This window comes from Bacillus sp. NPDC077411 (genome assembly GCF_044543425.1).
Taxonomy (GTDB): Bacteria; Bacillota; Bacilli; order Bacillales; family Bacillaceae_G; genus Bacillus_A; species Bacillus_A bruguierae.
In genome coordinates, this window is the sequence record NZ_JBITWA010000002.1 from 265,105 (window position 1) to 285,970 (window position 20,866).

20 protein-coding genes and 1 other annotated feature (1 of these 21 cut by a window edge) are annotated in these 20,866 nt (G+C 36.7%); all 20 genes read left to right on the forward strand.

Features of this window, described 5'->3' with window-relative positions; translation table 11 throughout:
- The first annotated feature begins 1 nt into the window (after position 1).
- The 20 genes from ACIGHG_RS04775 to divIVA all read left to right on the forward strand — a co-directional run bounded on the left by ACIGHG_RS04775 (position 2) and on the right by divIVA (position 20,778).
- A complete protein-coding gene (locus tag ACIGHG_RS04775; RefSeq protein ID WP_090914382.1) occupies positions 2-1,918 on the forward strand; it encodes a stage V sporulation protein D in 1,917 nt (638 codons plus the stop codon).
- Positions 1,919-2,282: 364 nt separating this feature from the next.
- Positions 2,283-3,758: a UDP-N-acetylmuramoyl-L-alanyl-D-glutamate--2,6-diaminopimelate ligase gene (locus tag ACIGHG_RS04780; RefSeq protein ID WP_336473474.1), complete on the forward strand. Its 1,476-nt coding sequence runs from the start codon at positions 2,283-2,285 to the stop codon at positions 3,756-3,758.
- Between the two features lie 22 nt (positions 3,759-3,780).
- Positions 3,781-4,752, forward strand: coding sequence for a phospho-N-acetylmuramoyl-pentapeptide-transferase (mraY, locus tag ACIGHG_RS04785; RefSeq protein ID WP_090914386.1), 972 nt, complete (start codon positions 3,781-3,783; stop codon positions 4,750-4,752).
- A gap of 48 nt (positions 4,753-4,800) precedes the next feature.
- Complete coding sequence (murD, locus tag ACIGHG_RS04790) at positions 4,801-6,105, forward strand: UDP-N-acetylmuramoyl-L-alanine--D-glutamate ligase (RefSeq protein ID WP_396547506.1); 1,305 nt, start codon at positions 4,801-4,803, stop codon at positions 6,103-6,105.
- A 263-nt stretch (positions 6,106-6,368) separates the two neighbouring features.
- Positions 6,369-7,466, forward strand: a complete 1,098-nt coding sequence (spoVE, locus tag ACIGHG_RS04795; RefSeq protein ID WP_090914390.1) for a stage V sporulation protein E — start codon at positions 6,369-6,371, stop codon at positions 7,464-7,466.
- A 167-nt stretch (positions 7,467-7,633) separates the two neighbouring features.
- On the forward strand, positions 7,634-8,737 hold the full coding sequence (gene murG / locus ACIGHG_RS04800) for an undecaprenyldiphospho-muramoylpentapeptide beta-N-acetylglucosaminyltransferase (RefSeq protein ID WP_336473472.1): 1,104 nt from the start codon (positions 7,634-7,636) through the stop codon (positions 8,735-8,737).
- Positions 8,738-8,787: 50 nt separating this feature from the next.
- The gene (gene murB / locus ACIGHG_RS04805) at positions 8,788-9,693 is read left to right on the forward strand and encodes a UDP-N-acetylmuramate dehydrogenase (protein ID WP_090914394.1); all 906 of its coding nucleotides are present in this window, start codon (positions 8,788-8,790) and stop codon (positions 9,691-9,693) included.
- A gap of 96 nt (positions 9,694-9,789) precedes the next feature.
- Positions 9,790-10,536: a cell division protein FtsQ/DivIB gene (locus ACIGHG_RS04810; protein WP_336473471.1), complete on the forward strand. Its 747-nt coding sequence runs from the start codon at positions 9,790-9,792 to the stop codon at positions 10,534-10,536.
- A 409-nt stretch (positions 10,537-10,945) separates the two neighbouring features.
- Complete coding sequence (gene ftsA / locus ACIGHG_RS04815) at positions 10,946-12,265, forward strand: cell division protein FtsA (protein WP_396547393.1); 1,320 nt, start codon at positions 10,946-10,948, stop codon at positions 12,263-12,265.
- 39 nt (positions 12,266-12,304) lie between these two features.
- Positions 12,305-13,456 (forward strand): cell division protein FtsZ, encoded by a 1,152-nt coding sequence (ftsZ, locus tag ACIGHG_RS04820; RefSeq protein WP_336473469.1) that lies wholly within the window; start codon positions 12,305-12,307, stop codon positions 13,454-13,456.
- A gap of 419 nt (positions 13,457-13,875) precedes the next feature.
- Positions 13,876-14,793: a sigma-E processing peptidase SpoIIGA gene (gene spoIIGA / locus ACIGHG_RS04825; RefSeq protein WP_336473468.1), complete on the forward strand. Its 918-nt coding sequence runs from the start codon at positions 13,876-13,878 to the stop codon at positions 14,791-14,793.
- Positions 14,794-14,814: 21 nt separating this feature from the next.
- Entirely contained in the window at positions 14,815-15,531 is a 717-nt protein-coding gene (gene sigE, locus ACIGHG_RS04830; protein ID WP_020059244.1) for an RNA polymerase sporulation sigma factor SigE, read from the forward strand.
- 141 nt (positions 15,532-15,672) lie between these two features.
- Positions 15,673-16,452 carry an RNA polymerase sporulation sigma factor SigG gene (gene sigG, locus ACIGHG_RS04835; RefSeq protein ID WP_090914402.1) on the forward strand — a complete coding sequence of 260 codons (780 nt, stop codon included), beginning with the start codon at positions 15,673-15,675 and terminating at the stop codon, positions 16,450-16,452.
- Between the two features lie 304 nt (positions 16,453-16,756).
- The gene (locus ACIGHG_RS04840) at positions 16,757-17,035 is read left to right on the forward strand and encodes a YlmC/YmxH family sporulation protein (protein ID WP_090914404.1); all 279 of its coding nucleotides are present in this window, start codon (positions 16,757-16,759) and stop codon (positions 17,033-17,035) included.
- A gap of 116 nt (positions 17,036-17,151) precedes the next feature.
- Positions 17,152-17,970: a peptidoglycan editing factor PgeF gene (gene pgeF / locus ACIGHG_RS04845; protein ID WP_336473467.1), complete on the forward strand. Its 819-nt coding sequence runs from the start codon at positions 17,152-17,154 to the stop codon at positions 17,968-17,970.
- Positions 17,967-18,641 carry a YggS family pyridoxal phosphate-dependent enzyme gene (locus ACIGHG_RS04850; protein WP_336473466.1) on the forward strand — a complete coding sequence of 225 codons (675 nt, stop codon included), beginning with the start codon at positions 17,967-17,969 and terminating at the stop codon, positions 18,639-18,641. The genes pgeF and ACIGHG_RS04850 overlap by 4 nt, the downstream gene beginning before the upstream one ends.
- A 19-nt stretch (positions 18,642-18,660) precedes the next feature.
- Positions 18,661-19,122, forward strand: coding sequence for a cell division protein SepF (locus ACIGHG_RS04855; RefSeq protein WP_090914409.1), 462 nt, complete (start codon positions 18,661-18,663; stop codon positions 19,120-19,122).
- 6 nt (positions 19,123-19,128) lie between these two features.
- Complete coding sequence (locus tag ACIGHG_RS04860; RefSeq protein WP_336473465.1) at positions 19,129-19,395, forward strand: YggT family protein; 267 nt, start codon at positions 19,129-19,131, stop codon at positions 19,393-19,395.
- A 10-nt stretch (positions 19,396-19,405) separates the two neighbouring features.
- Positions 19,406-20,179, forward strand: coding sequence for a YlmH family RNA-binding protein (locus ACIGHG_RS04865; protein WP_336473464.1), 774 nt, complete (start codon positions 19,406-19,408; stop codon positions 20,177-20,179).
- Between the two features lie 92 nt (positions 20,180-20,271).
- Positions 20,272-20,778, forward strand: a complete 507-nt coding sequence (gene divIVA, locus ACIGHG_RS04870) for a septum site-determining protein DivIVA (protein WP_090914414.1) — start codon at positions 20,272-20,274, stop codon at positions 20,776-20,778.
- Between the two features lie 51 nt (positions 20,779-20,829).
- Positions 20,830-20,866 (forward strand) — a binding site (T-box leader) (it continues 183 nt past the right edge of the window).

Sequence of the window (20,866 nt, forward strand, 5' to 3'; positions counted from 1 at the left end):
TATGCGTGTATCGAATGTAACAGTGAGAAAACGACTTATTTTTGTGCTTATTTTTGGTATACTTATTTTTACAATTATTGATATTCGTCTTGGATATGTGCAGTTTTTTCTTGGAAATATGTTATCGGATCGTGCGAAAGATTCATGGAGTCGAAATATTACATTTGAACCTGAACGGGGGAAAATTGTAGATCGAAATGGTGTGGAACTTGCAACAAATAAAAGTGCACCAACTGTCTTTGTGGTACCACGGCAAATTGAAAAACCAGCAGAGACTGCAGAGAAATTAGCTGCAGTTTTAGGTGTGTCGAAAGAAGAGATTTATCAACGCCTTACAAAAAAAGAGTCCATAGTCAGATTAGACAAAGGCGGGCGGAAAATTTCCCATGATAAGGCGAAAGAAGTGAGAGCTTTAAGTTTAAAAGGTGTATATATTGCTGAAGATTCAATTCGATACTATCCGTTTGGGAAATATTTATCACATGTGCTTGGATTTGCTGGGAGTGATAATCAAGGGCTTATGGGACTGGAGTCATATTATGACAAAGAATTAAATGGTGACAAAGGATATGTCCGTTTTTTTGCTGATGCGAAAGGACAACGCATGCCGAACATTGGTGATGATTATAAAGAACCTGGAGATGGCTTGAATTTAAAGTTGACAATTGATTCACGTGTTCAGACAATTATGGAGAGAGAATTAAATATTGCAGAGTCTACGTATCATCCAGATGGAATAATCGCGATTGCTATGAACCCAAATAATGGTGAAATTTTAGGAATGTCCAGTCGCCCGAGTTTTGATCCAGCAGATTTCAGGAGTGTTTCACCAGAAGTGTTTAACCGAAACCTTCCAGTATGGAGTACATATGAACCAGGATCCACATTTAAAATTATTACACTTGCAGCTGCTTTAAATGAAAAATTAGTAGACTTGGAGAAAGATACGTTTTATGATGATGGAGCAGCAGAAGTTGGCGGTGCAAGATTGCGTTGCTGGAAAGCAGGGGGGCATGGCAGCCAAACGTTTTTAGAGGTTGTTCAAAACTCTTGTAACCCAGGTTTTATAGAACTTGGAGACCGTTTAGGGAAAGAAAAGCTGTTTCAATATATCCGTGATTTTGGATTTGGACAAAAAACAGGTATTGATTTACAGGGAGAAGGCAAAGGGATTTTATTTGATTTAAAAAAAGTAGGACCTGTGGAACAAGCGACTACAGCATTTGGTCAAGGAGTCTCCGTTACCCCGATTCAACAAGTAGCAGCAGTAGCGGCTGCTGTAAATGGAGGTACGTTATATCAGCCTTACATTGCGAAGGAATTTATAGACCCAACTACGAACAAAGTGATTAGTAAAAAAACGCCTGTCACAAAGAAACAAGTTATTTCCAAGGAAACGTCTGAAAAGGTGCGTTATGCACTTGAGAATGTTGTTGCAAAAGGTTCAGGTAACAAAGCTTATATTGATGGATATCGTGTTGGAGGGAAAACTGGTACAGCACAAAAAGTAAAAGATGGAAAATATTTGGATAACAACTATATCGTATCATTTATTGGATTTGCACCAGCAGATGATCCGCAAATTGTTGTATACGTCGCTGTAGATAATCCAAAGGGAATTACACAATTTGGCGGGGTTGTTGCTGCGCCAATCGTTGGGAATATTCTTCGTGATGTCTTACCGGTTATGGGAGTAGAGCCTAGAAAAGAGCAAATTGAAAAGAAATTAACTTGGGATGAGACGCCTTTAGTAGAGGTCCCTGATATAGTAGGTATGGATCGAAAGGAACTACAAAGTCAACTTGTCGACTTACAAATTGATGCCAGCGGTGATGGAAACAAAGTGGTTGAACAGTCTCCAAGACCAGGCACGAAAGTAAAAGCAGGCTCCAAGGTTCGAATATATTTTAATAAGTAAGTATGAAGGCATGTGTGTACGATATAATAACATTCAACTAACTATATAAATACAAATTGAAAAAACGACATAAAAACCGCCCTTTTTTTAGAGGGACGAGAGCATCTGGCCATGCATAGAAGCGATCAGGGCCTATTTTTGGCCACATGCTAGGTTTAAAACAAAAAGAGAAAGCGAGTAGCGGTCATTTTTTGTTTTGCAGAGCAGTGACTTATATGTTGAAAAATCAAAATGGATTTATATATAGTAGTGAGATGTTTGATTCACATTGCCTGTTGATGAAATGTATGACGTTCTTATGTATGGAGTATTTTAACGGCTCCATTTATAAGGGGTAAATAAAGAGTAGAGAGGGTTTAAAGAAATGAAGTTGCATACACTCGTATCAAGTTTGCATGATTTTCCGGTTATTCCAAAAGAAAATCCGGAAATTACATCTATTGAAGCGGATTCACGTAAAGTGACAACTGGAAGTTTATTTGTATGTATAAAAGGTTTCACGGTTGATAGTCATGAATTTGCTATGCAGGCAGCCGCGCAAGGTGCGGCTGCTATTGTTGCGGAAAGGCCTATTGATGTTGACGTTCCAGTTGTACTTGTTAAAGATACAGTACGTTCTTTAGCGATGTTAGCGGATTATTTTTATGGACAGCCAACGCAAAAGTTACATTTAACGGGGATTACAGGTACAAATGGAAAGACAACAACATCGCATATAATGAACGAAATTATGCGCGCACATGGACATAAAACAGGCTTAATTGGAACAATTAATATGAAAATAGGTGATGAAACGTTTGAAGTGAAAAACACAACACCTGATGCATTAACGTTACAAAAGACGTTTTATAAAATGGTCGAACAAAATGTAAACAGTGCTATTATGGAAGTATCTTCACATGCTTTGCATCTTGGAAGAGTGCATGGATGTGATTATGATGTAGCGGTGTTTACAAACTTAACGCAAGATCATTTAGATTATCATAAAACGATGGAAGAGTATAAATATGCAAAAGCCTTGCTATTTGCACAACTTGGTAATAGCTATCACCATAATCGTATCAAGTATGCTGTATTAAATAATGACGATGCTGCAGCAACAGACTATATGAAAAGTACAGCAGCAACAGTGATTACGTATGGTATTGATACAAAAAGTGATATAATGGCGAAAAACATTGAGATGACAAGTGCTGGTACGAAATTTACACTCGTAACTCCGAGCGAAAGTATCGATATCACGATGAAATTAATTGGGAAGTTTAATGTATATAATGTGTTAGCTGCAACAGCTGCGTGTCTTGTTTCGGGTGTAGCGCTGCAAACAATTATTGATGCTGTAAAAGAATTAAAAGGTGTACCTGGACGCTTTGAAGTTGTTGATAGAGGTCAAGATTTTACTGTCATTGTTGATTATGCACATACACCAGATAGTTTAGAAAATGTATTGTTGACAACGAAACAATTTGCAAAAGGAAATGTATATTGTATTGTTGGTTGCGGTGGAGACCGAGATCGTACAAAACGACCAATTATGGCCAGTGTTGCCACTAAATACGCAACGCATGCGATCTATACATCAGATAACCCGCGCAGCGAACATCCCAAAGCAATTCTTGATGATATGATAGAAGGTGTAAAAGGGAATAACTATGAAGTAATTGTTGATCGAAAAGAAGCGATATCTCACGCTGTTGCCGAAGCAAAAGCTGGAGATATTATTGTAATTGCAGGTAAAGGGCATGAGACATATCAAATTATCGGTACAGAAGTACATCATTTTGACGATCGTGAGGTTGCCGGGGAGGCAATTGCACAACGTTTAAGCATGAAAGAATAACAACAAGAGAGGGGGACTAAAAGTGCTTGAACAAGGATTATTAATTACAGTTGGGGTGGCATTTTTAATTTCTGTTGCGTTGTCACCAATTTTCATTCCATTTTTACGTCGTTTAAAATTTGGCCAGAGCATTCGTGATGAAGGACCAAAATCACATCAAAAGAAATCGGGAACACCGACTATGGGCGGAATTGTTATTTTTATTTCAATTATGATTACGTCTATTATTATGATGTTTAAATTTCAAAAGGGTGCTGAGATGTACTTATTGCTTCTTGTTACATTTGGCTATGGTTTAATTGGATTTTTAGATGATTATATTAAAGTTGTTAAAAAAAGAAATCTTGGTTTAACATCAAAACAAAAATTAGTAGGACAATTTATTATTGCAGTAGCTTTCTTTATCATTGCAAAAGGACAAGGATTTGATACACATTTAAATATTCCAGGGACGGAAATTAAGTTTGACTTGCAGTGGGCATACTTTATTCTCGTGCTCTTTATGCTGATCGGAGCTTCAAACGCAGTTAACTTAACAGATGGTCTAGATGGATTATTAGCAGGAACGGCTGCCATTGCATTTGGGGCGTATAGTATTATTGCGTTTGCTGAGGGACAGTACACAATTGCTATTTTTTGTATGGCTGTTGTGGGAGCTGTATTAGGATTTTTAGTATTTAATGCTCACCCTGCAAAAGTATTTATGGGAGATACAGGATCTTTAGCTCTTGGTGGTGCTTTAGCTGCTGTTTCTATTTTAACAAAAACAGAATTGTTGTTAGTTATCATTGGTGGGATGTTTGTTATTGAGACACTCTCTGTTATTATTCAAGTTGTCTCGTTTAAAACGCGAGGAAAGCGTGTATTTAAAATGAGTCCGCTTCATCACCACTATGAATTATGTGGTTGGTCAGAATGGCGAGTGGTTGTGACATTCTGGTCAGTAGGACTTTTATTTGCAGTGTTAGGAATTTATATCGGGGTGTGGATGTAATTGAAAACGATAATTGACTATCAAAATAAAAATATTCTTGTATTAGGTATGGCAAAAAGCGGCTATGCTGCAGCTGTCTTATTAAAGAAACTTGGAGCAAATGTGATTGTAAATGATAGCAAGCCGCTCGCTGAAAATCCGTTAGCGACAGAGTTGCAAGGGCAAGGCATAGAAGTTGTATGTGGTGGTCATCCTTTAGAATTATTAGAAAAAAATATTTCTGTTGTTGTAAAAAATCCAGGGATTCCATACTCTAATCCGTTACTTGTAGCGGCAAAAGAAAAAAATATTCCGATTGTAACAGAAGTAGAATTAGCATATCGTATTTCTGAAGCGCCCTTTATTGGGATTACAGGATCTAATGGGAAAACAACCACAACAACATTAACATTTGAAATGTTAAAAGAAGGAGAAAAACATCCTGTTATTGCTGGAAACATCGGTACGGTAGCATGTGAAGTTGCACAAGATGTAACAGAACAAGAAGTGGTTGTAACAGAACTTTCTTCCTTTCAATTAATGGGCATTGAAACGTTTCAACCGAAGATTGCGGTACTGTTAAACTTATTTGAAGCACACTTAGATTATCATGGTACGAAGGAAGAGTACGGCTTAGCAAAAGCGAATATCTTTAGAAACCAAACTGAAAATGATTTTAGCATCATTAATGCTGACGATGAAGATGTAATGGTGTTATCTGAGCAAAGTAAAGGACAAAAAGTATACTTTTCTACGACGAAAATGATTGAAGACGGCGCTTGTGTAAAAGATGGTGCTCTTTACTTCAAAGGCGAAAAAGTGATTGATATTCAAGATATCGTATTGCCGGGTAAACATAATTTAGAAAATATACTAGCTGCTATGAGTATTGCAAAGCTTATGGGAGTTGCAAATGAAGCAATTGAAGCAGTTTTAAAGCGATTTACAGGTGTAAAGCATCGTTTAGAATATGTAACGACGATTCAAAATCGCAAGTTTTATAATGATTCGAAAGCAACAAATATGCTGGCGACAGAAAAAGCGTTGTCTGCATTTACGCAACCAGTCATTTTATTGGCTGGTGGACTAGATCGTGGGAATGAATTTGATGATTTAATTCCATACTTTGAGCATGTGAAGGCGCTATTTACATTTGGACAAACTGCACCGAAGCTTGTCAAAGCTGCGGAAAAGGCTGGAATGAAAGTAATTACATGTGTTGATAATGTAGAACAAGCAGTACAACAAGCGTTTGTTTTGTCTGAAGAAGGAGATGTAATTCTCTTATCTCCTGCATGTGCGAGCTGGGATCAATTTAAAACATTTGAAGAAAGAGGAGACATGTTTATACAAGCTGTGCATAAGCTAGTATAAAGTGAAAGAATCATCAGGGGATTATTCCTACTGATGATTCTTTTATAGGTAGAATAATGTGAAATTTCTATTAGTGAGAGGATTTACCATCCACTAATAGAAAGCCTTCACCAAATGGGTTCTTACAGGCAGTTTTTCATACATCTCTTCTTTGATATTGCACAATTTTGCGATGGAATCAGACTGCTTGCCTGAATAAATGAGACTTCGGTTGTGAAAAAAGTATGGTTAACGAAAAGCTGCATTCAAAGAGGTGATACTCATTGCGGGCAAAGAAGACGCCTGACTTTATTCTTATTATTGTAACTTTGTTACTTTTGACAGTAGGAATGGTGATGGTATACAGCGCTAGTGCTGTATGGGCTTCGTATAAAATGGGAGATTCATTCTTTTTTGCAAAGCGTCAATTGTTATTTGCTGGAATTGGTGTCGTTGCTATGTTTTTTATTATGAAGATTGATTATTGGGTGTGGCGTACATATTCCAAAGTGATTTTACTCATCTGTTTTGTTCTCCTTATTTTAGTTTTAATTCCGGGTATTGGACTGGTGCGCGGCGGGGCTCGAAGTTGGATTGGGGTAGGAGCATTCTCTATTCAGCCTTCGGAGTTTATGAAGTTTGCGATGATTATTTTCTTAGCGAAATTTTTATCGGAAAAACAAAAAATGATTACGTCTTTTAAACAAGGATTACTTCCTTCGCTTAGTTTTGTGTTTGTTGCATTTGGCATGATTATGTTGCAACCAGATTTGGGAACGGGAACTGTAATGGTGGGAACTTGTATTGTTATGATTTTTGTTTCGGGAGCACGTATTTTTCATTTTGCCATGTTAGGATTAATAGGAATTGCAGGATTTGTTGGGTTGATTGCATCAGCACCATATCGAATAAAACGTATTACATCTTATTTAGATCCATGGTCAGATCCGCTTGGAAGTGGATTTCAAATTATTCAATCGTTACTTGCAATCGGACCGGGGGGATTATTTGGTCTTGGCCTTGGACAAAGTAGACAAAAATTTCTTTACTTACCAGAGCCGCAAACAGATTTTATTTTTGCGATTCTCTCTGAAGAATTAGGTTTTATTGGTGGTTCGTTTGTGTTATTATTATTTAGTCTGTTGTTATGGCGTGGGATTCGTGTAGCGTTAGGAGCGCCAGACTTATACGGTACTTTTTTAGCAGTTGGGATTGTGGCGATGATTGCGATTCAAGTGATGATTAACATCGGCGTTGTAACTGGATTAATGCCAGTTACAGGAATTACCTTACCATTTTTAAGCTATGGTGGGTCTAGCTTGACCCTTATGTTAATGGCGGTTGGTGTGTTACTAAACATAAGTCGTCATTCTCGCTACTAAACCCTGTTTTTTATGACAGGGTTTTTCGTATGTAAAAATGGAAACTAAGTGATTGACATATGAATAGCATACAGTGAAATTTACTATCAGTAAGGTTAGTTAAATAAATCGGACTTTTATTGCCCGGCAGTAGCGGGATAATAGAAAAAGAAGTGGAGGAATAGGCAGTGCGAGTATTAGTCAGTGGTGGCGGAACAGGTGGGCACATTTATCCAGCTCTCGCGTTAATTCGAGAAATCAAAAAAATTCATCCTCAAGCAAGATTTTTATATATTGGTACAGAAAATGGTTTGGAGAGTAAAATTGTTCGCAAAGCTGGCATATCGTTTCAATCCATTGTTATTAGTGGGTTCAAGCGAAAGGTATCAATTGATAATGTGAAAACGGTGATGCGTTTTGTGAAAGGTGTACAGGATAGTAAACGGTACATACGTCGTTTTAATCCAGATGTTGTCATTGGAACAGGTGGTTATGTATGTGGTCCAGTTGTATACGCAGCAGCTAAACTGGGTATTCCAACAATTGTACACGAACAAAATAGTGTACCTGGTGTAACAAATAAATTTTTGAGTCGCTACGTAAATAAAGTAGCAGTTTGTTTTGAAGCGGCAGTAGAACATTTTCCGCAAAATAAAGTTGTGATGACAGGGAATCCTCGTGCTTCAGAAGTGATGAATCAAAATGGTATGAAAGGCAAGCGTTCTGTCAGTTTATCTCTCTCAAAAAAATCAGTGTTAATTTTTGGCGGAAGCCGAGGCGCTAGACCAATTAATGATGCGTTTTTAGAAGCAATTGAACAATTTGGTAATAAAGCTTATGAAGTATTGTACGTTACAGGTGAAGTGCATTATGATAAAGTAATGGAATTGGTGAAACAAAAAGGGAATCCACACAATGTTATCATTAAGCCGTTCATTGATAATATGCCAGAAGTACTTACTGGGGTGGATCTTGTTGTTTCGCGTGCAGGTGCCACAACGTTAGCTGAGTTGACAGCTTTAGGAAAACCAAGTATTTTAATTCCGAGTCCATATGTAACAAACAATCATCAAGAGAAAAATGCTCTTTCTGTCGTTGAGAAAGGGGCAGCGAAAATGCTTCTTGAAAAAGATTTAACAGGTGAAACGCTTCTTGGTGATATTGATGAAATTTTATTGGATACACAAAAATTACAAAATATGAAACTAGCTGCAAAACAATTAGGAATTCCGGATGCAGCAAACAAATTATTTGAGGTTATGAAAAAACTTGTAGAAAATAACGTTAGGTGAATGCCCTGCATACTACTGTAGTACGGAGATTTAATACGGGGGAGATCATCATGAAACAATTAGTAAAAGAACTTATGGAAGCACAGGTAGGAAAAGTATTAGAAAATGAACCGTTAGCTCGTTATACAACAATGAAAATCGGTGGTCCAGCAGATATTTTAGTAATTCCAAGTAGCGTGGAAGGTATAGAAAAATCGCTAGAGCTTGTGAAAAAGCATGGAACAAAATGGACCGCAATTGGTCGTGGTTCAAATCTGCTTGTATCAGATAAAGGAATTGAAGGTGTTGTCATTCGATTAGGAGAGGGTCTGGATCATTTAGAAGTGATCGGAATGAACGTTCGTGTAGGGGGAGGATATCCTCTTATCAAGCTTTCAACTTTACTAAGCCGTCAAGGACTTGCAGGATTAGAGTTTGCTAGTGGAATTCCAGGAAGTGTAGGCGGAGCCGTTTATATGAATGCAGGTGCTCATAAATCGGATATGTCTGAAATTTTGAAGAGCGCTCGTGTGATGTTTGAAGATGGAAAGATTGAATGGTTAACGAAAGAAGAACTAGAATTTTCTTATCGTACATCTGTTTTACAAAAGAAACGCCCTGGTATTGTACTAGAAGCAGAATTGCAGTTGAAAGAAGGAAATCGTGACGAAATTATTGGGATCATGCAAAAAAATAAAGATTATCGTCGTGATACACAACCTTGGAATCATCCTTGTGCAGGAAGCATTTTTAGAAACCCACTACCAAACTATGCTGGAAACCTAGTGGAAAAGGCTGGGCTACGCGGTTATCAAGTTGGTGGTGCGAAAATTTCAGAAATGCATGGAAATTTCATTGTAAATACGGGGACAGCATCAGCGCAAGATGTTCTTGATTTAATTGCTTTTGTAAAGAAGACAATAAAAGAACAGTTTGGGGTAGATATGCATACTGAAGTAGAAATCATTGGAAGATAATAGTTGTCTGTCCCGCTTTGTATCATTTATGATATAATAAGAAGAAGAACGGCATGCATAACATGCCGTTCTTTATGTTACATAGGGGGAGCGTACATGAAGAATAGTAAAGTTATTAAGTTACAAGATCGTGTACCAAAATTAAAAAATCAAAAGAAGAAAAAACAAGTAAATAAACGATTAATTTTATATGTATCGATTTTATTTTTATTGGTGCTTTTTTTAATTTATTTTCGATCTCCGCTTAGCAACATAAAGGGGATTACGGTTCATGGTAATCATTATATGACGGATGAACAAATAATGGAGCAATCAGGGATTGCATATAAAACAAGCTATTTTAGTGTTATAGGACATCAAGCGGAAGCGAAATTAAAGAAGAAAAAGGAAATTAAAAATGTCCATGTGAAGAAAGAATTTCCAAATAAAATAGTCATCAATGTTGAGGAATATGTAACAATTGGCTACATTAATAAAGAAGGAAAATTATATCCCCTTTTACAAAATGGGAAATCATTAGATGCTCTTCCAAATGGGAAATTACCAGTTGCTGCGCCGATTTTTGTTCCTTTTGAAGAAAAGAAAATGAAAGAATTGATTGCTGAACTAGAAAAGTTAACACCAGCTGTTCTTCGGTCCATTTCTGAAATTCATTACAAGCCAACAGACTTGTATGCAGATCATCTTACACTGTATATGAATGAGGGATACGAAGTAAGTACAGTTATTCAAGATTTTGCAAAACGCATGGAAGCTTATCCTCTTATTGTTAAGAACTTGTTGCCAGATAAAAAAGCAATTATCCATTTAGAGGTAGGAGCTTATACTGAATATGTTAATTAATTGATTGATAAAATCGGGGTAGAGTGGATATTTTAACTGTAAAGGGTGCTTGGTTAAGGAAAATAGAAACGTATTCTTAAAAATTATGTAATTAAGTCATATTTTCCCTTATTTTCTTTTTTAATATAATCTTAGGTGCAAGTTTCACTTTTCTAGAAGTACATCTTAGTGTAGACTTATATTTGGCGGTAATCTTTGTAGTTAGATAAGATTGTTTCAAAATATAACAGTGATTCGCATGTAGTTATTATAAAAGTGAATAAATGCCAAATGAAAATAAGAAAAATATAGTGTTAAAAAAGGGAAACGCATAAATACGTTGAATATTTTTCTTATAGCATAGTAAAACAATGATTGTTGTTCCGGATATTGAATTTTATGGTATAAATAAAGAAGGAGGTGCCAAAGAATGAACAGCAATGAAATATATGTGAGTCTTGACATCGGTACATCCAATGTTAAAGTCATCATTGGCGAGATGGTCAATGACGCTTTAAACATTATTGGTGTTGGAAATGTAAAGTCAAATGGTTTGAAGAAGGGCTCCATTGTTGACATAGATGAGACTGTGCAATCGATTAAAAAGGCGATTGAACAAGCTGAACGCATGGTAGGAATACACATTGAACGCGTTGTTGTAGGTGTAAATGCAAATCAAGTACAGCTTCTTCCTTGTCATGGAGTAGTCGCTGTTTCAAATGAAGACCGTGAAATTGGAAACGAAGATGTGCTTCGGGTACTTGATGCAGCACAAGTTGTGTCAATTGCACCAGAGCGTGAGTTTATTGACGTGGTACCTCGACAGTTTATCGTAGATGGTCTCGATGAAATTAATGATCCGCGTGGAATGATTGGCGTACGTTTAGAAATGGAAGGTACATTAATTACAGGCTCGAGAACATTGTTACATAATTTACTTCGATGTGTAGAAAAAGCGGGTCTTGAAATAATTGATATTTGCCTTCAGCCATTAGCAGCATCAGCAGTTGCTTTATCAATCGATGAAAAAAATCGTGGAGTCGCTCTTGTTGACATTGGTGGAGGCTCGACGACATTATCAATTTTCCAAGATGGAGAATTACAAACAACAAGTATATTACCGATTGGCGGAGATCATATTACAAAAGATATCGCCATCGGATTGAAAACATCAACTGAAAATGCCGACCAAATTAAACTAAAATATGGACATGCTTTTTATGATACAGCATCTGAGGAAGAAATATTTACTGTTTCAATGATGGGCAGTGATCAAACAGAGCAATATTCTCAATTAGAGTTAGCTGATATCATTGAAGCTCGTGTAGAGGAAATTCTTATGCTTGTACAAGATGAGGTACAAAAACTTGGCCTGAAACAGTTACCAGCTGGTTATGTACTTACTGGTGGTGTTGTTTCTATGTCTGGTATTCTTGACCTTGCAAATGACATTCTACATCAAAATGTTCGTATTGCAACGCCAGATTATATTGGTGTACGTGAACCACAATATACAATTGGTGTTGGACTTATTAAAAATGCATACCAAAAAGCTAAGTTACGAGGAAAGAGTGTGCAGGAAAAGCAGGAAAACTATGAGTTACAGCATACACATGCACCAGTACCTGCTGCAGTGCAACAACCGGTAAAGCAAAAGCCTCGTAATAACAATGATAACAATGATAACAATGATAACAATGAACGAATGATGTCAAAAGTGAAGCGCGTATTCCGATATTTATGGGATTAGATTTAAACGCGAAAAATGAGGTTCTAGGGGGATTTCGACATGTTAGAGTTTGATACTACACAAGATCAATTAGCAAATATAAAAGTTATTGGTGTTGGCGGCGGAGGAAACAATGCTGTCAATCGTATGATTGAAAATGGCGTACAGGGCGTAGATTTTATCGCTGTAAACACAGATGCACAAGCACTGAATTTATCAAAAGCTGAAACAAGAATGCAAATCGGTGGTAAATTAACGCGTGGACTTGGTGCTGGAGCAAACCCAGAAGTAGGAAAAAAAGCTGCTGAAGAAAGTAAAGAGCAGATTCAAGAAGCACTTCGCGGTGCGGATATGGTCTTTGTCACAGCTGGTATGGGCGGTGGAACTGGGACCGGGGCAGCTCCAGTTATTGCACAAATTGCAAAGGAGCTAGGGGCATTAACAGTTGGGGTTGTAACGCGCCCATTTACATTTGAGGGTCGTAAGCGTGCAACGCAAGCTACATCTGGAATTGCTGCGTTTAAAGAAAATGTAGATACGATCATTGTTATCCCGAATGATCGTATTTTAGAAATTGTGGATAAAAATACACCAATGCTTGAAGCATTCCGTGAAGCAGATAACGTATTACGTCAAGGTGTTCAAGGTATTTCTGACTTAATTGCAACGCCTGGTCTTATTAACTTAGACTTTGCAGACGTAAAAACAATTATGTCTAACAAAGGTTCTGCTTTAATGGGTATTGGTATTGGAACTGGTGAAAACCGTGCGACAGAAGCAGCGAAACGTGCGATTTCTAGTCCGTTGCTAGAAACATCTATTGATGGTGCACAAGGTGTTATTATGAACATTACAGGTGGCACGAATTTAAGTTTATATGAAGTACAAGAAGCGGCAGATATTGTAGCTTCAGCTTCAGATCCAGAAGTAAATATGATTTTTGGCTCTGTTATTAATGAAAACTTAAAGGATGAAATTGTTGTAACAGTGATTGCAACAGGTTTTGATGATAGCATCTCAATGCAACCACCTAAGCCAATTACTCGTTCTACAGTAACTGCTACTAAAAGTGTGCAGCAACCAGTACAACCAGTTAAACAACGTGAAGTAAAGCGTGAAATAAAGCGTGAAGAGCCGGTTGGAAATGATCGTCATACAGATGTAGATGATATTGATATTCCAGCATTTTTACGTAATCGTCGCAGACGCTAAGGGAGCGTTTGTAAAGTGAAACTTTAAGCAGTGGGGAGCCCCCACTGCTTATTAGTTGAATCAATCAAGTTCTTACTGTCCATAAGTATCGAGATGAATTTTCGTATTTCATGGAAACATAAAAAAGACAATCCTCTATTATGAATAGATGGTTGTCTTTTTTATTTCCTTTATCCCGCTATTCACAGGCAGTAAAATCCCCACTGATGGAGGAATCACTTTATATTGATGCCAATTCCGTTACTTACTCAAAGAAAGCGCTTTTCCAGTAGCTTATTTTTAAAGAGTCTTCTTTTTCTACATGACAAATTATTCCTCAAAGTTTCAAAATAACAAAAAATCCCTTCCGTGAATTGACACACTTTTCCATTGGATATGCATTATACTAGTCTCAACTTTATAAAAAAGAGGTGAACCGTTTGATCGTTTACGCCGACATTATATGGTTATTAAATGTCTGCATTGATTTTCTTTTACTTCTATTAACAGCAATTGTTTTAAAACGGAAAGTGAAAAGATGGAGACTTGTGCTTGGCGCATGTATCGGTTCAACAATTGTTATTTTTGCATTCACGCCGTTAGCATCGTTGATGACACATCCTGTAATGAAATTAATATATTCATTTTTTATTGTTTATGCTACATTTGGCTTTATTCGTTTTCGGACATTTTTACAGAGCGTTTTAATGTTTTATTTTGTGACGTTTATGGTAGGAGGAGGCCTTGTTGGCACACATTTTTTTCTTCAAACGAATGACATGATGAATGGACTCATTTCGATAAAATCCATTTCGTATGGTGATCCTGTAAGTTGGTTGTTTGTAATAATCGGGTTTCCTATTATCTACTATTTTTCTAAAAAGAGAATTGCAGATGTAGAAGTAACAAAAATTCATTATGAGCAAATTGTGAAAGTAGATATCAAAATTGATATAAATGATATTCAACTGGAGGGATTGATTGATAGTGGAAATCAATTGTATGACCCGCTTACAAAAACACCAGTTATGATTATACATGTTTCTTCTTTGGAACATGTGCTACCCAAGTGGCTAATAGAACAAGTTCAAATGAAAACAGCAATTCCTCATATACCAGATGAAGAATCAAAGTGGGCAACACGTTTGCGCTTAATTCCCTACCGAGCTGTAGGGGTTAACCAACAATTTTTATGGGCGTTTAAGCCTGACTTTGTACAAATTTATCATGAAGGTACAAAGGTTACTGTAAATAAAGTATTAATTGGTTTGAATGCACAGCAGTTATCAGCGAATGGTGAGTATCAATGTATTTTACATCCAAAAATGTTATTGTCACAAAAAATAACAATTGCTTAATACAGAAACGGAGGGATTAGATTGAAACTGAAATTTCGGTTAACTTATCTTTGGTATAAGTTATTACTAAAACTTGGAATAAAGACCGATGAAATTTACTATATTGGTGGAAGTGAAGCGTTGCCACCGCCATTAACAAAAGAAGAAGAAGAAATTTTGTTGCAAAAACTACCAAAAGGGGATGAAACAGCAAGGTCACTTTTAATAGAACGCAATTTACGTCTTGTTGTATACATTGCCAGAAAGTTTGAAAATACAGGAATTAATATTGAGGATCTTATTAGTATTGGAACCATTGGTTTAATTAAAGCGGTTAATACATTTAATCCAGAAAAAAAGATTAAACTTGCAACGTATGCTTCAAGGTGTATTGAGAATGAAATATTGATGCATTTGCGGAGAAATAATAAAAATCGTTCAGAAGTGTCATTTGATGAGCCTCTTAATATTGACTGGGATGGAAATGAACTATTGTTATCAGATGTTTTAGGAACAGATGAGGACATTATTACAAAGGATTTGGAAGCAACTGTTGACCGCCATTTACTTATGAAGGCATTGCATCAATTAAATGATCGAGAGAAGCAGATTATGGAACTTCGTTTTGGGTTAGATGGTGGAGAAGAAAAAACACAAAAGGACGTTGCAGATATGCTTGGGATTTCCCAGTCTTATATTTCACGTTTAGAAAAACGGATTATTAAAAGGCTTCGTAAAGAATTTAATAAAATGGTATGAGATGAGGCTAAACGGCCGATTGTCTCGTTATAAAGAATGTAAGTTTCATTTGATAAAGTGAGATAAATAAATATATGCATAAAATTCCCTCCAAAGGAGATACTTTACACTGTACAGCAACTCCCGATAGGAGGGAACACTTTGACGAGAAACAAAGTAGAAATTTGCGGTGTTGATACATCTAAACTTCCAGTACTAAAAAACGAAGAGATGCGACGGCTATTTCGAGAAATGCAAAGCGGTGATATAAGCGCAAGGGAGAAACTAGTAAACGGAAACTTACGTCTTGTACTAAGCGTCATCCAAAGATTTAACAACAGAGGGGAGTTTGTTGATGATTTATTTCAAGTTGGCTGCATTGGACTTATGAAATCCATTGATAATTTTGACTTAAGCCAAAATGTTAAATTTTCAACATATGCTGTACCGATGATTATCGGAGAGATTCGAAGATATTTACGTGATAATAATCCAATACGAGTATCGCGTTCCTTGCGAGATATTGCTTATAAAGCATTGCAAGTACGCGAAAAACTTATTGCTGAAAATTCGAAGGAGCCAACAGCAATGGATATAGCAAAAGTACTTGATGTGACGCACGAAGAAATTGTATTTGCCCTCGATGCAATTCAAGATCCAGTTTCATTATTCGAGCCAATATACAATGATGGTGGGGATCCAATTTTTGTTATGGATCAGTTAAGTGATGATAAACAAAGGGACGAACAATGGGTCGAAGAGCTAGCATTAAAAGAAGGAATGAAGCGATTAAATGAACGAGAAAAGATGATTATTCGCAAGCGTTTCTTTCAAGGGAAAACACAAATGGAAGTGGCTGAGGAAATTGGGATTTCTCAAGCGCAAGTGTCACGTCTTGAAAAATCAGCAATTAAACAAATGAATAAAACAATTCAAGGCTAAGGTCTCATCATTTATGATGAGACCTTTTATAGTTTTGAGGGGAAATTCTGTTCATAGGAAAGATGGCGTATTCATATAATGGCTATAAAGAAAAAGTTTTGTACGTGAAGGGACATATTCTCTACTAATGAAGGCGCATTAACGGTCCGCACCTCAAGATGCAGAGAGAAGCGAAGAAGATAGGTGAGGGCTTTCCATCAGTGGGGGATGAAAAAAACCCCCAATGATGGAAGTTTCACTTTATTTTTTACTTGAGGTGAAATTGCGATTGTCAGTTAAGTATGAGGAAAAGGAGAGGGTTGCAATGATACGCATTTCAGAATTTCAAATGAAAGATGTTGTCAATGTGTCAGATGGAAAGAAACTTGGAAACATTGGAGATATTGATATTGATATGAGGACAGGGAAAATTCAGGCAGTTATTATTACGAAACAAGGGAAAATGTTGGGGTTATTTGGAAAAGAAGAAGAATCTGTAATTCCTTGGAAACAAATTGTAAAAATAGGGGAGGATGTTATTTTAGTTCGAGCAGATCATGTTCCTACAGTTACAGAAACATTACAAACACCAACAACTTTTTGAAAAATATTACAAGTTTCTCTTTTTTTTAATGTTGTCATTATGGAAAAATAAAAGTATGGTAAAATAGACAGGAAGTACCATACTTTTTATGTTATTTTATTATAAGGAGCCTTTTTATGAGAGAACCATTTACATATAAGGACGGTATGTTACATTTACATATGTGGGAAGAACTTGGACCCATTATAGCTGGATTTACCACAAAAGAAGGTGGAGTGAGTACTGGGCCGTTTTATACAATGAATCTGGGGCTACATGTCCATGACAAAGTGGAAGATGTTCATGAAAATCGACGTCTTTTAGCAGAAAAATTACACGTTCCATTAGAGACCTGGATTTGTTCTGAACAGGTTCATGATCATCATGTTGCAAAAGTGGGCAAACAAGAGAGAGGAAAAGGTGTCTTTTCCTATGAAGACGGTATCCCGAATACTGATGGCATATATACGAAAGACACAGATGTGCTATTAACATCTTGCTATGCGGATTGTGTACCACTCTATTTTTATGCGCCATCTTATAGAATGATTGGACTTGCACATGCTGGCTGGAAAGGAACTGTAAAAGGAATTGCGAGTGAAATGATCGGTAAGTGGAAAGATGAAGGTATACCGCTTGGTGATATACATGTTGCTATCGGTCCGTCTATTGGCGCGTGTTGTTATGTTGTGGATGAACGTGTATTATCTGCCGCTAAACAAGTGCTTCATGGTTCCGTTCCATATGACATGGTTTCTGATGGACAATATGCAATAGATTTAAAAGAAATAAATCGGTTGCTATGTTTACAAGCCGGGATTAAAGAAGAGCAGATTGCCATGTCATCTCTTTGTACAAGCTGTGAAACGCAATTATTTTTCTCACATCGACGCGACCATGGGAAGACGGGAAGAATGCTTAGTTTTATTGGTTTTAAGGAGGATGAAAAGCAGTGACAGTACAAGGGAATTTAACATATGTTAGGCAAGAAGTTGAAAGAGCATGTAGGCGAGTGAATAGATCTATAGACGAAATTACACTTGTTGCTGTTACAAAAACAGTAGGGATTGAAAAAACAAATAAAGTGCTACAAGCGGGGCTTGTACATCTTGGAGAAAATCGCAATGAAGGTCTTTTACAGAAGTATGAGTATTTTGGAAACAAAGCGACGTGGCACTTTATCGGTTCCTTGCAATCTAGAAAAGTAAAAGAGATTGTAAATGAGATTGATTATTTGCATTCACTTGATCGTCTTTCACTTGCAAAAGAAATTCAAAAACGAGCAATGAAACCGATTCGTTGCTTTGTTCAGATAAAAACCTCAGAAGAAGAGTCTAAACAAGGGCTAAACATAGAGGAAACGGTTGAGTTTATTTGCAGCTTACAACAATTTGATAAAATTGAAGTTGTCGGACTGATGACAATGGCACCTTACACAGACGATGAAATGCAAATTCGTAGCTGTTTTCAAATGTTGCGTAAACTGCAAAAACAAGTACAAGATTTAAACCTATCGCATGCTCCGTGTACGGAGTTATCAATGGGAATGTCGAATGATTATACAATTGCAATTGAAGAGGGCGCTACATTTATTCGTTTGGGAACGATTTTAGTGGGAAAAGAATAGAGGGAAGGAGAGTTTGATTATGAGTTGGTCAAAAGTAAAGTATTTCTTTTTTGACACACCAGAAGAGCGAGAAGCACACTATGCTTACGAAAAGGAGCAAAATGAAATGAAAAAACAACAGGAACCAGAGTCAGATATTCCTCTTGCAAAGGTACAACCGAAACAAAACGTAGTAAGCATTGAAACAGCGAAACAACCTTCGAAAGTTGTTTTATTAGAGCCTCGTACGTACTCAGAAGCACAGGGGATTGCTGATCATTTGAAAGGTCGTCGTGCAGTTGTAATTAATTTACAACGTATGTCTACAGATCAAGCGCTGCGTATTGTTGACTTTTTAAGTGGAACTGTATATGCGATAGGCGGAGATATTCAAAAATTAAGTCCCAAAACATTTATATGTACGCCGGATAATGTAGATATTGTTGGAGCAATTTCTGAATTGTTTGGTGAAGAAGAAGAGACAAATATAAAAAGGTGGTAGTGCGCTATGACGCTGGTTTTACAAATTTTGCTTTATCTATTCGAGTTATATTCATATGCGCTTATTATTTATATCCTTTTGACTTGGGTTCCAGGAGCAAGAGAGTCGACATTTGGTGATTTTCTTGCCCGTATTTGTGAGCCGTATTTAGAACCGTTCCGGAGGTTTATTCCACCACTTGGTGTAATTGATATTTCTCCAATCGTGGCGATTCTTGTACTACGTTTTGCAAGTTCAGGATTAGTACGTATATTCGAATTATTTTTAAGGTAATCAAGTATAGATGAGCATTTATGAACATTTTAGACCTGAAGAAACAGTTTTCGTTGATAAAGTATTAGAATGGAAGCATGCAGCAGAAGAATACCATCAAGTGAAACTTACTGATTTTCTTGACCCGCGAGAACAACAGATTGTTTCTATGATTGTTGGACATCAAGGAGATGCTGCCTTTCAGTTATACGGGGCTGCTCCGAGTGCAGAAAGAAAACGAGCGTTAATTTATCCCAATTATCTTATGCCGAATGCAGAAGAGTTTCAAATAGAAATATTAGAAATTGACTATCCTTCTAAATTTTATACGCTGGAGCATCGTCAAATATTAGGAGCATTTATGTCTCTTGGTTTAAAGCGAGAGAAATGCGGAGATATTTGGCCCCAGAACGATCGTGCCCAAATTGTAGTTGCAAAAGAAGTTGTATCGTATATAGAAATGAATTTACAATCGATTGGAAAAACAAAAGTATCTTTATCACCTGTGTCAATTGATCATGCATTACATATACAAGATCAGTGGGATGAAAAGTCAGGGACTGTCTCGTCGCTTCGATTAGATGTACTACTAGCAGAAATGTTCCATCTATCTCGGCAAAAGATACAGCCGTTCATTAAAAATGGTCTTGTGAAAGTGAACTGGAAAGTAGTTGAGCAATCTGCTTATGAATGTTTTCCGGGAGATGTATTTTCTATAAGAGGTCATGGTAGAAGTAAATTACTCACTGTTGAGGGAAAAACAAAGCGCGATAAATGGAGAATTTTGTATGGTATTTTAAAATGATTTCTTTTTTTAGAAGGAAAATCTCCCATTTTGTCGAAGAAAAGATATAATTAAAAAGGAAAATTTAGATAACCTACTTGGAGGTGGCGTTTGTGCCGTTAACACCGTTAGATATTCATAATAAAGAATTTAGTCGCGGCTTTCGTGGCTATGATGAGGATCAAGTAAATGAATTTCTTGATCAAGTCATTAAAGATTATGAATTAGTAATTCGTGAGAAAAAAGCATTAGAAGAAAAGGTTGCACAACTAGAAGGGAAATTAGAACATTTCTCCAATATTGAAGATACATTAAATAAATCTATCGTTGTAGCACAAGAAGCGGCAGAAGAAGTAAAGCGTAATGCACAAAAAGAAGCAAAGTTAATTGTGCGTGAAGCAGAAAAAAATGCGGACCGTATTGTTAACGAAGCGTTAGTAAAATCAAGAAAAGTTGCATTTGATATTGAAGAATTGAAAAAGCAAGCAAAGGTGTTCCGTACACGTTTCCGCATGCTATTAGAAGCGCAGCTTGAGATGTTAAACAATGATGATTGGGACAAGCTAATTGAGTTAGAAGAAGAAGTAGATGAGCTTCTTAAGAAAGAAGAGACAGTGTAAGCTTGACGTTTTTCTCATTATTACATATAATTCTATACAACATAATTTTTTAGAAAAACGAAGATAGGGATAAGTACTTTTTTCATAC

What these genes read in the sequence shown, in the direction of transcription:
- murB (WP_090914394.1), top strand. Translation starts at nt 8,788, where the DNA reads ATGAAACAATTAGTAAAAGAACTTATGGAAGCACAGGTAGGAAAAGTA.
- ACIGHG_RS04860 (WP_336473465.1), top strand. Translation starts at nt 19,129, where the DNA reads ATGACGCTGGTTTTACAAATTTTGCTTTATCTATTCGAGTTATATTCA.
- murD (WP_396547506.1), top strand. Translation starts at nt 4,801, where the DNA reads ATGGCAAAAAGCGGCTATGCTGCAGCTGTCTTATTAAAGAAACTTGGA.
- ftsZ (WP_336473469.1), top strand. Translation starts at nt 12,305, where the DNA reads ATGTTAGAGTTTGATACTACACAAGATCAATTAGCAAATATAAAAGTT.
- ACIGHG_RS04855 (WP_090914409.1), top strand. Translation starts at nt 18,661, where the DNA reads ATGAGTTGGTCAAAAGTAAAGTATTTCTTTTTTGACACACCAGAAGAG.
- ftsA (WP_396547393.1), top strand. Translation starts at nt 10,946, where the DNA reads ATGAACAGCAATGAAATATATGTGAGTCTTGACATCGGTACATCCAAT.
- ACIGHG_RS04780 (WP_336473474.1), top strand. Translation starts at nt 2,283, where the DNA reads ATGAAGTTGCATACACTCGTATCAAGTTTGCATGATTTTCCGGTTATT.
- pgeF (WP_336473467.1), top strand. Translation starts at nt 17,152, where the DNA reads ATGAGAGAACCATTTACATATAAGGACGGTATGTTACATTTACATATG.
- ACIGHG_RS04865 (WP_336473464.1), top strand. Translation starts at nt 19,406, where the DNA reads ATGAGCATTTATGAACATTTTAGACCTGAAGAAACAGTTTTCGTTGAT.
- ACIGHG_RS04810 (WP_336473471.1), top strand. Translation starts at nt 9,790, where the DNA reads ATGAAGAATAGTAAAGTTATTAAGTTACAAGATCGTGTACCAAAATTA.
- ACIGHG_RS04775 (WP_090914382.1), top strand. Translation starts at nt 2, where the DNA reads ATGCGTGTATCGAATGTAACAGTGAGAAAACGACTTATTTTTGTGCTT.
- ACIGHG_RS04840 (WP_090914404.1), top strand. Translation starts at nt 16,757, where the DNA reads ATGATACGCATTTCAGAATTTCAAATGAAAGATGTTGTCAATGTGTCA.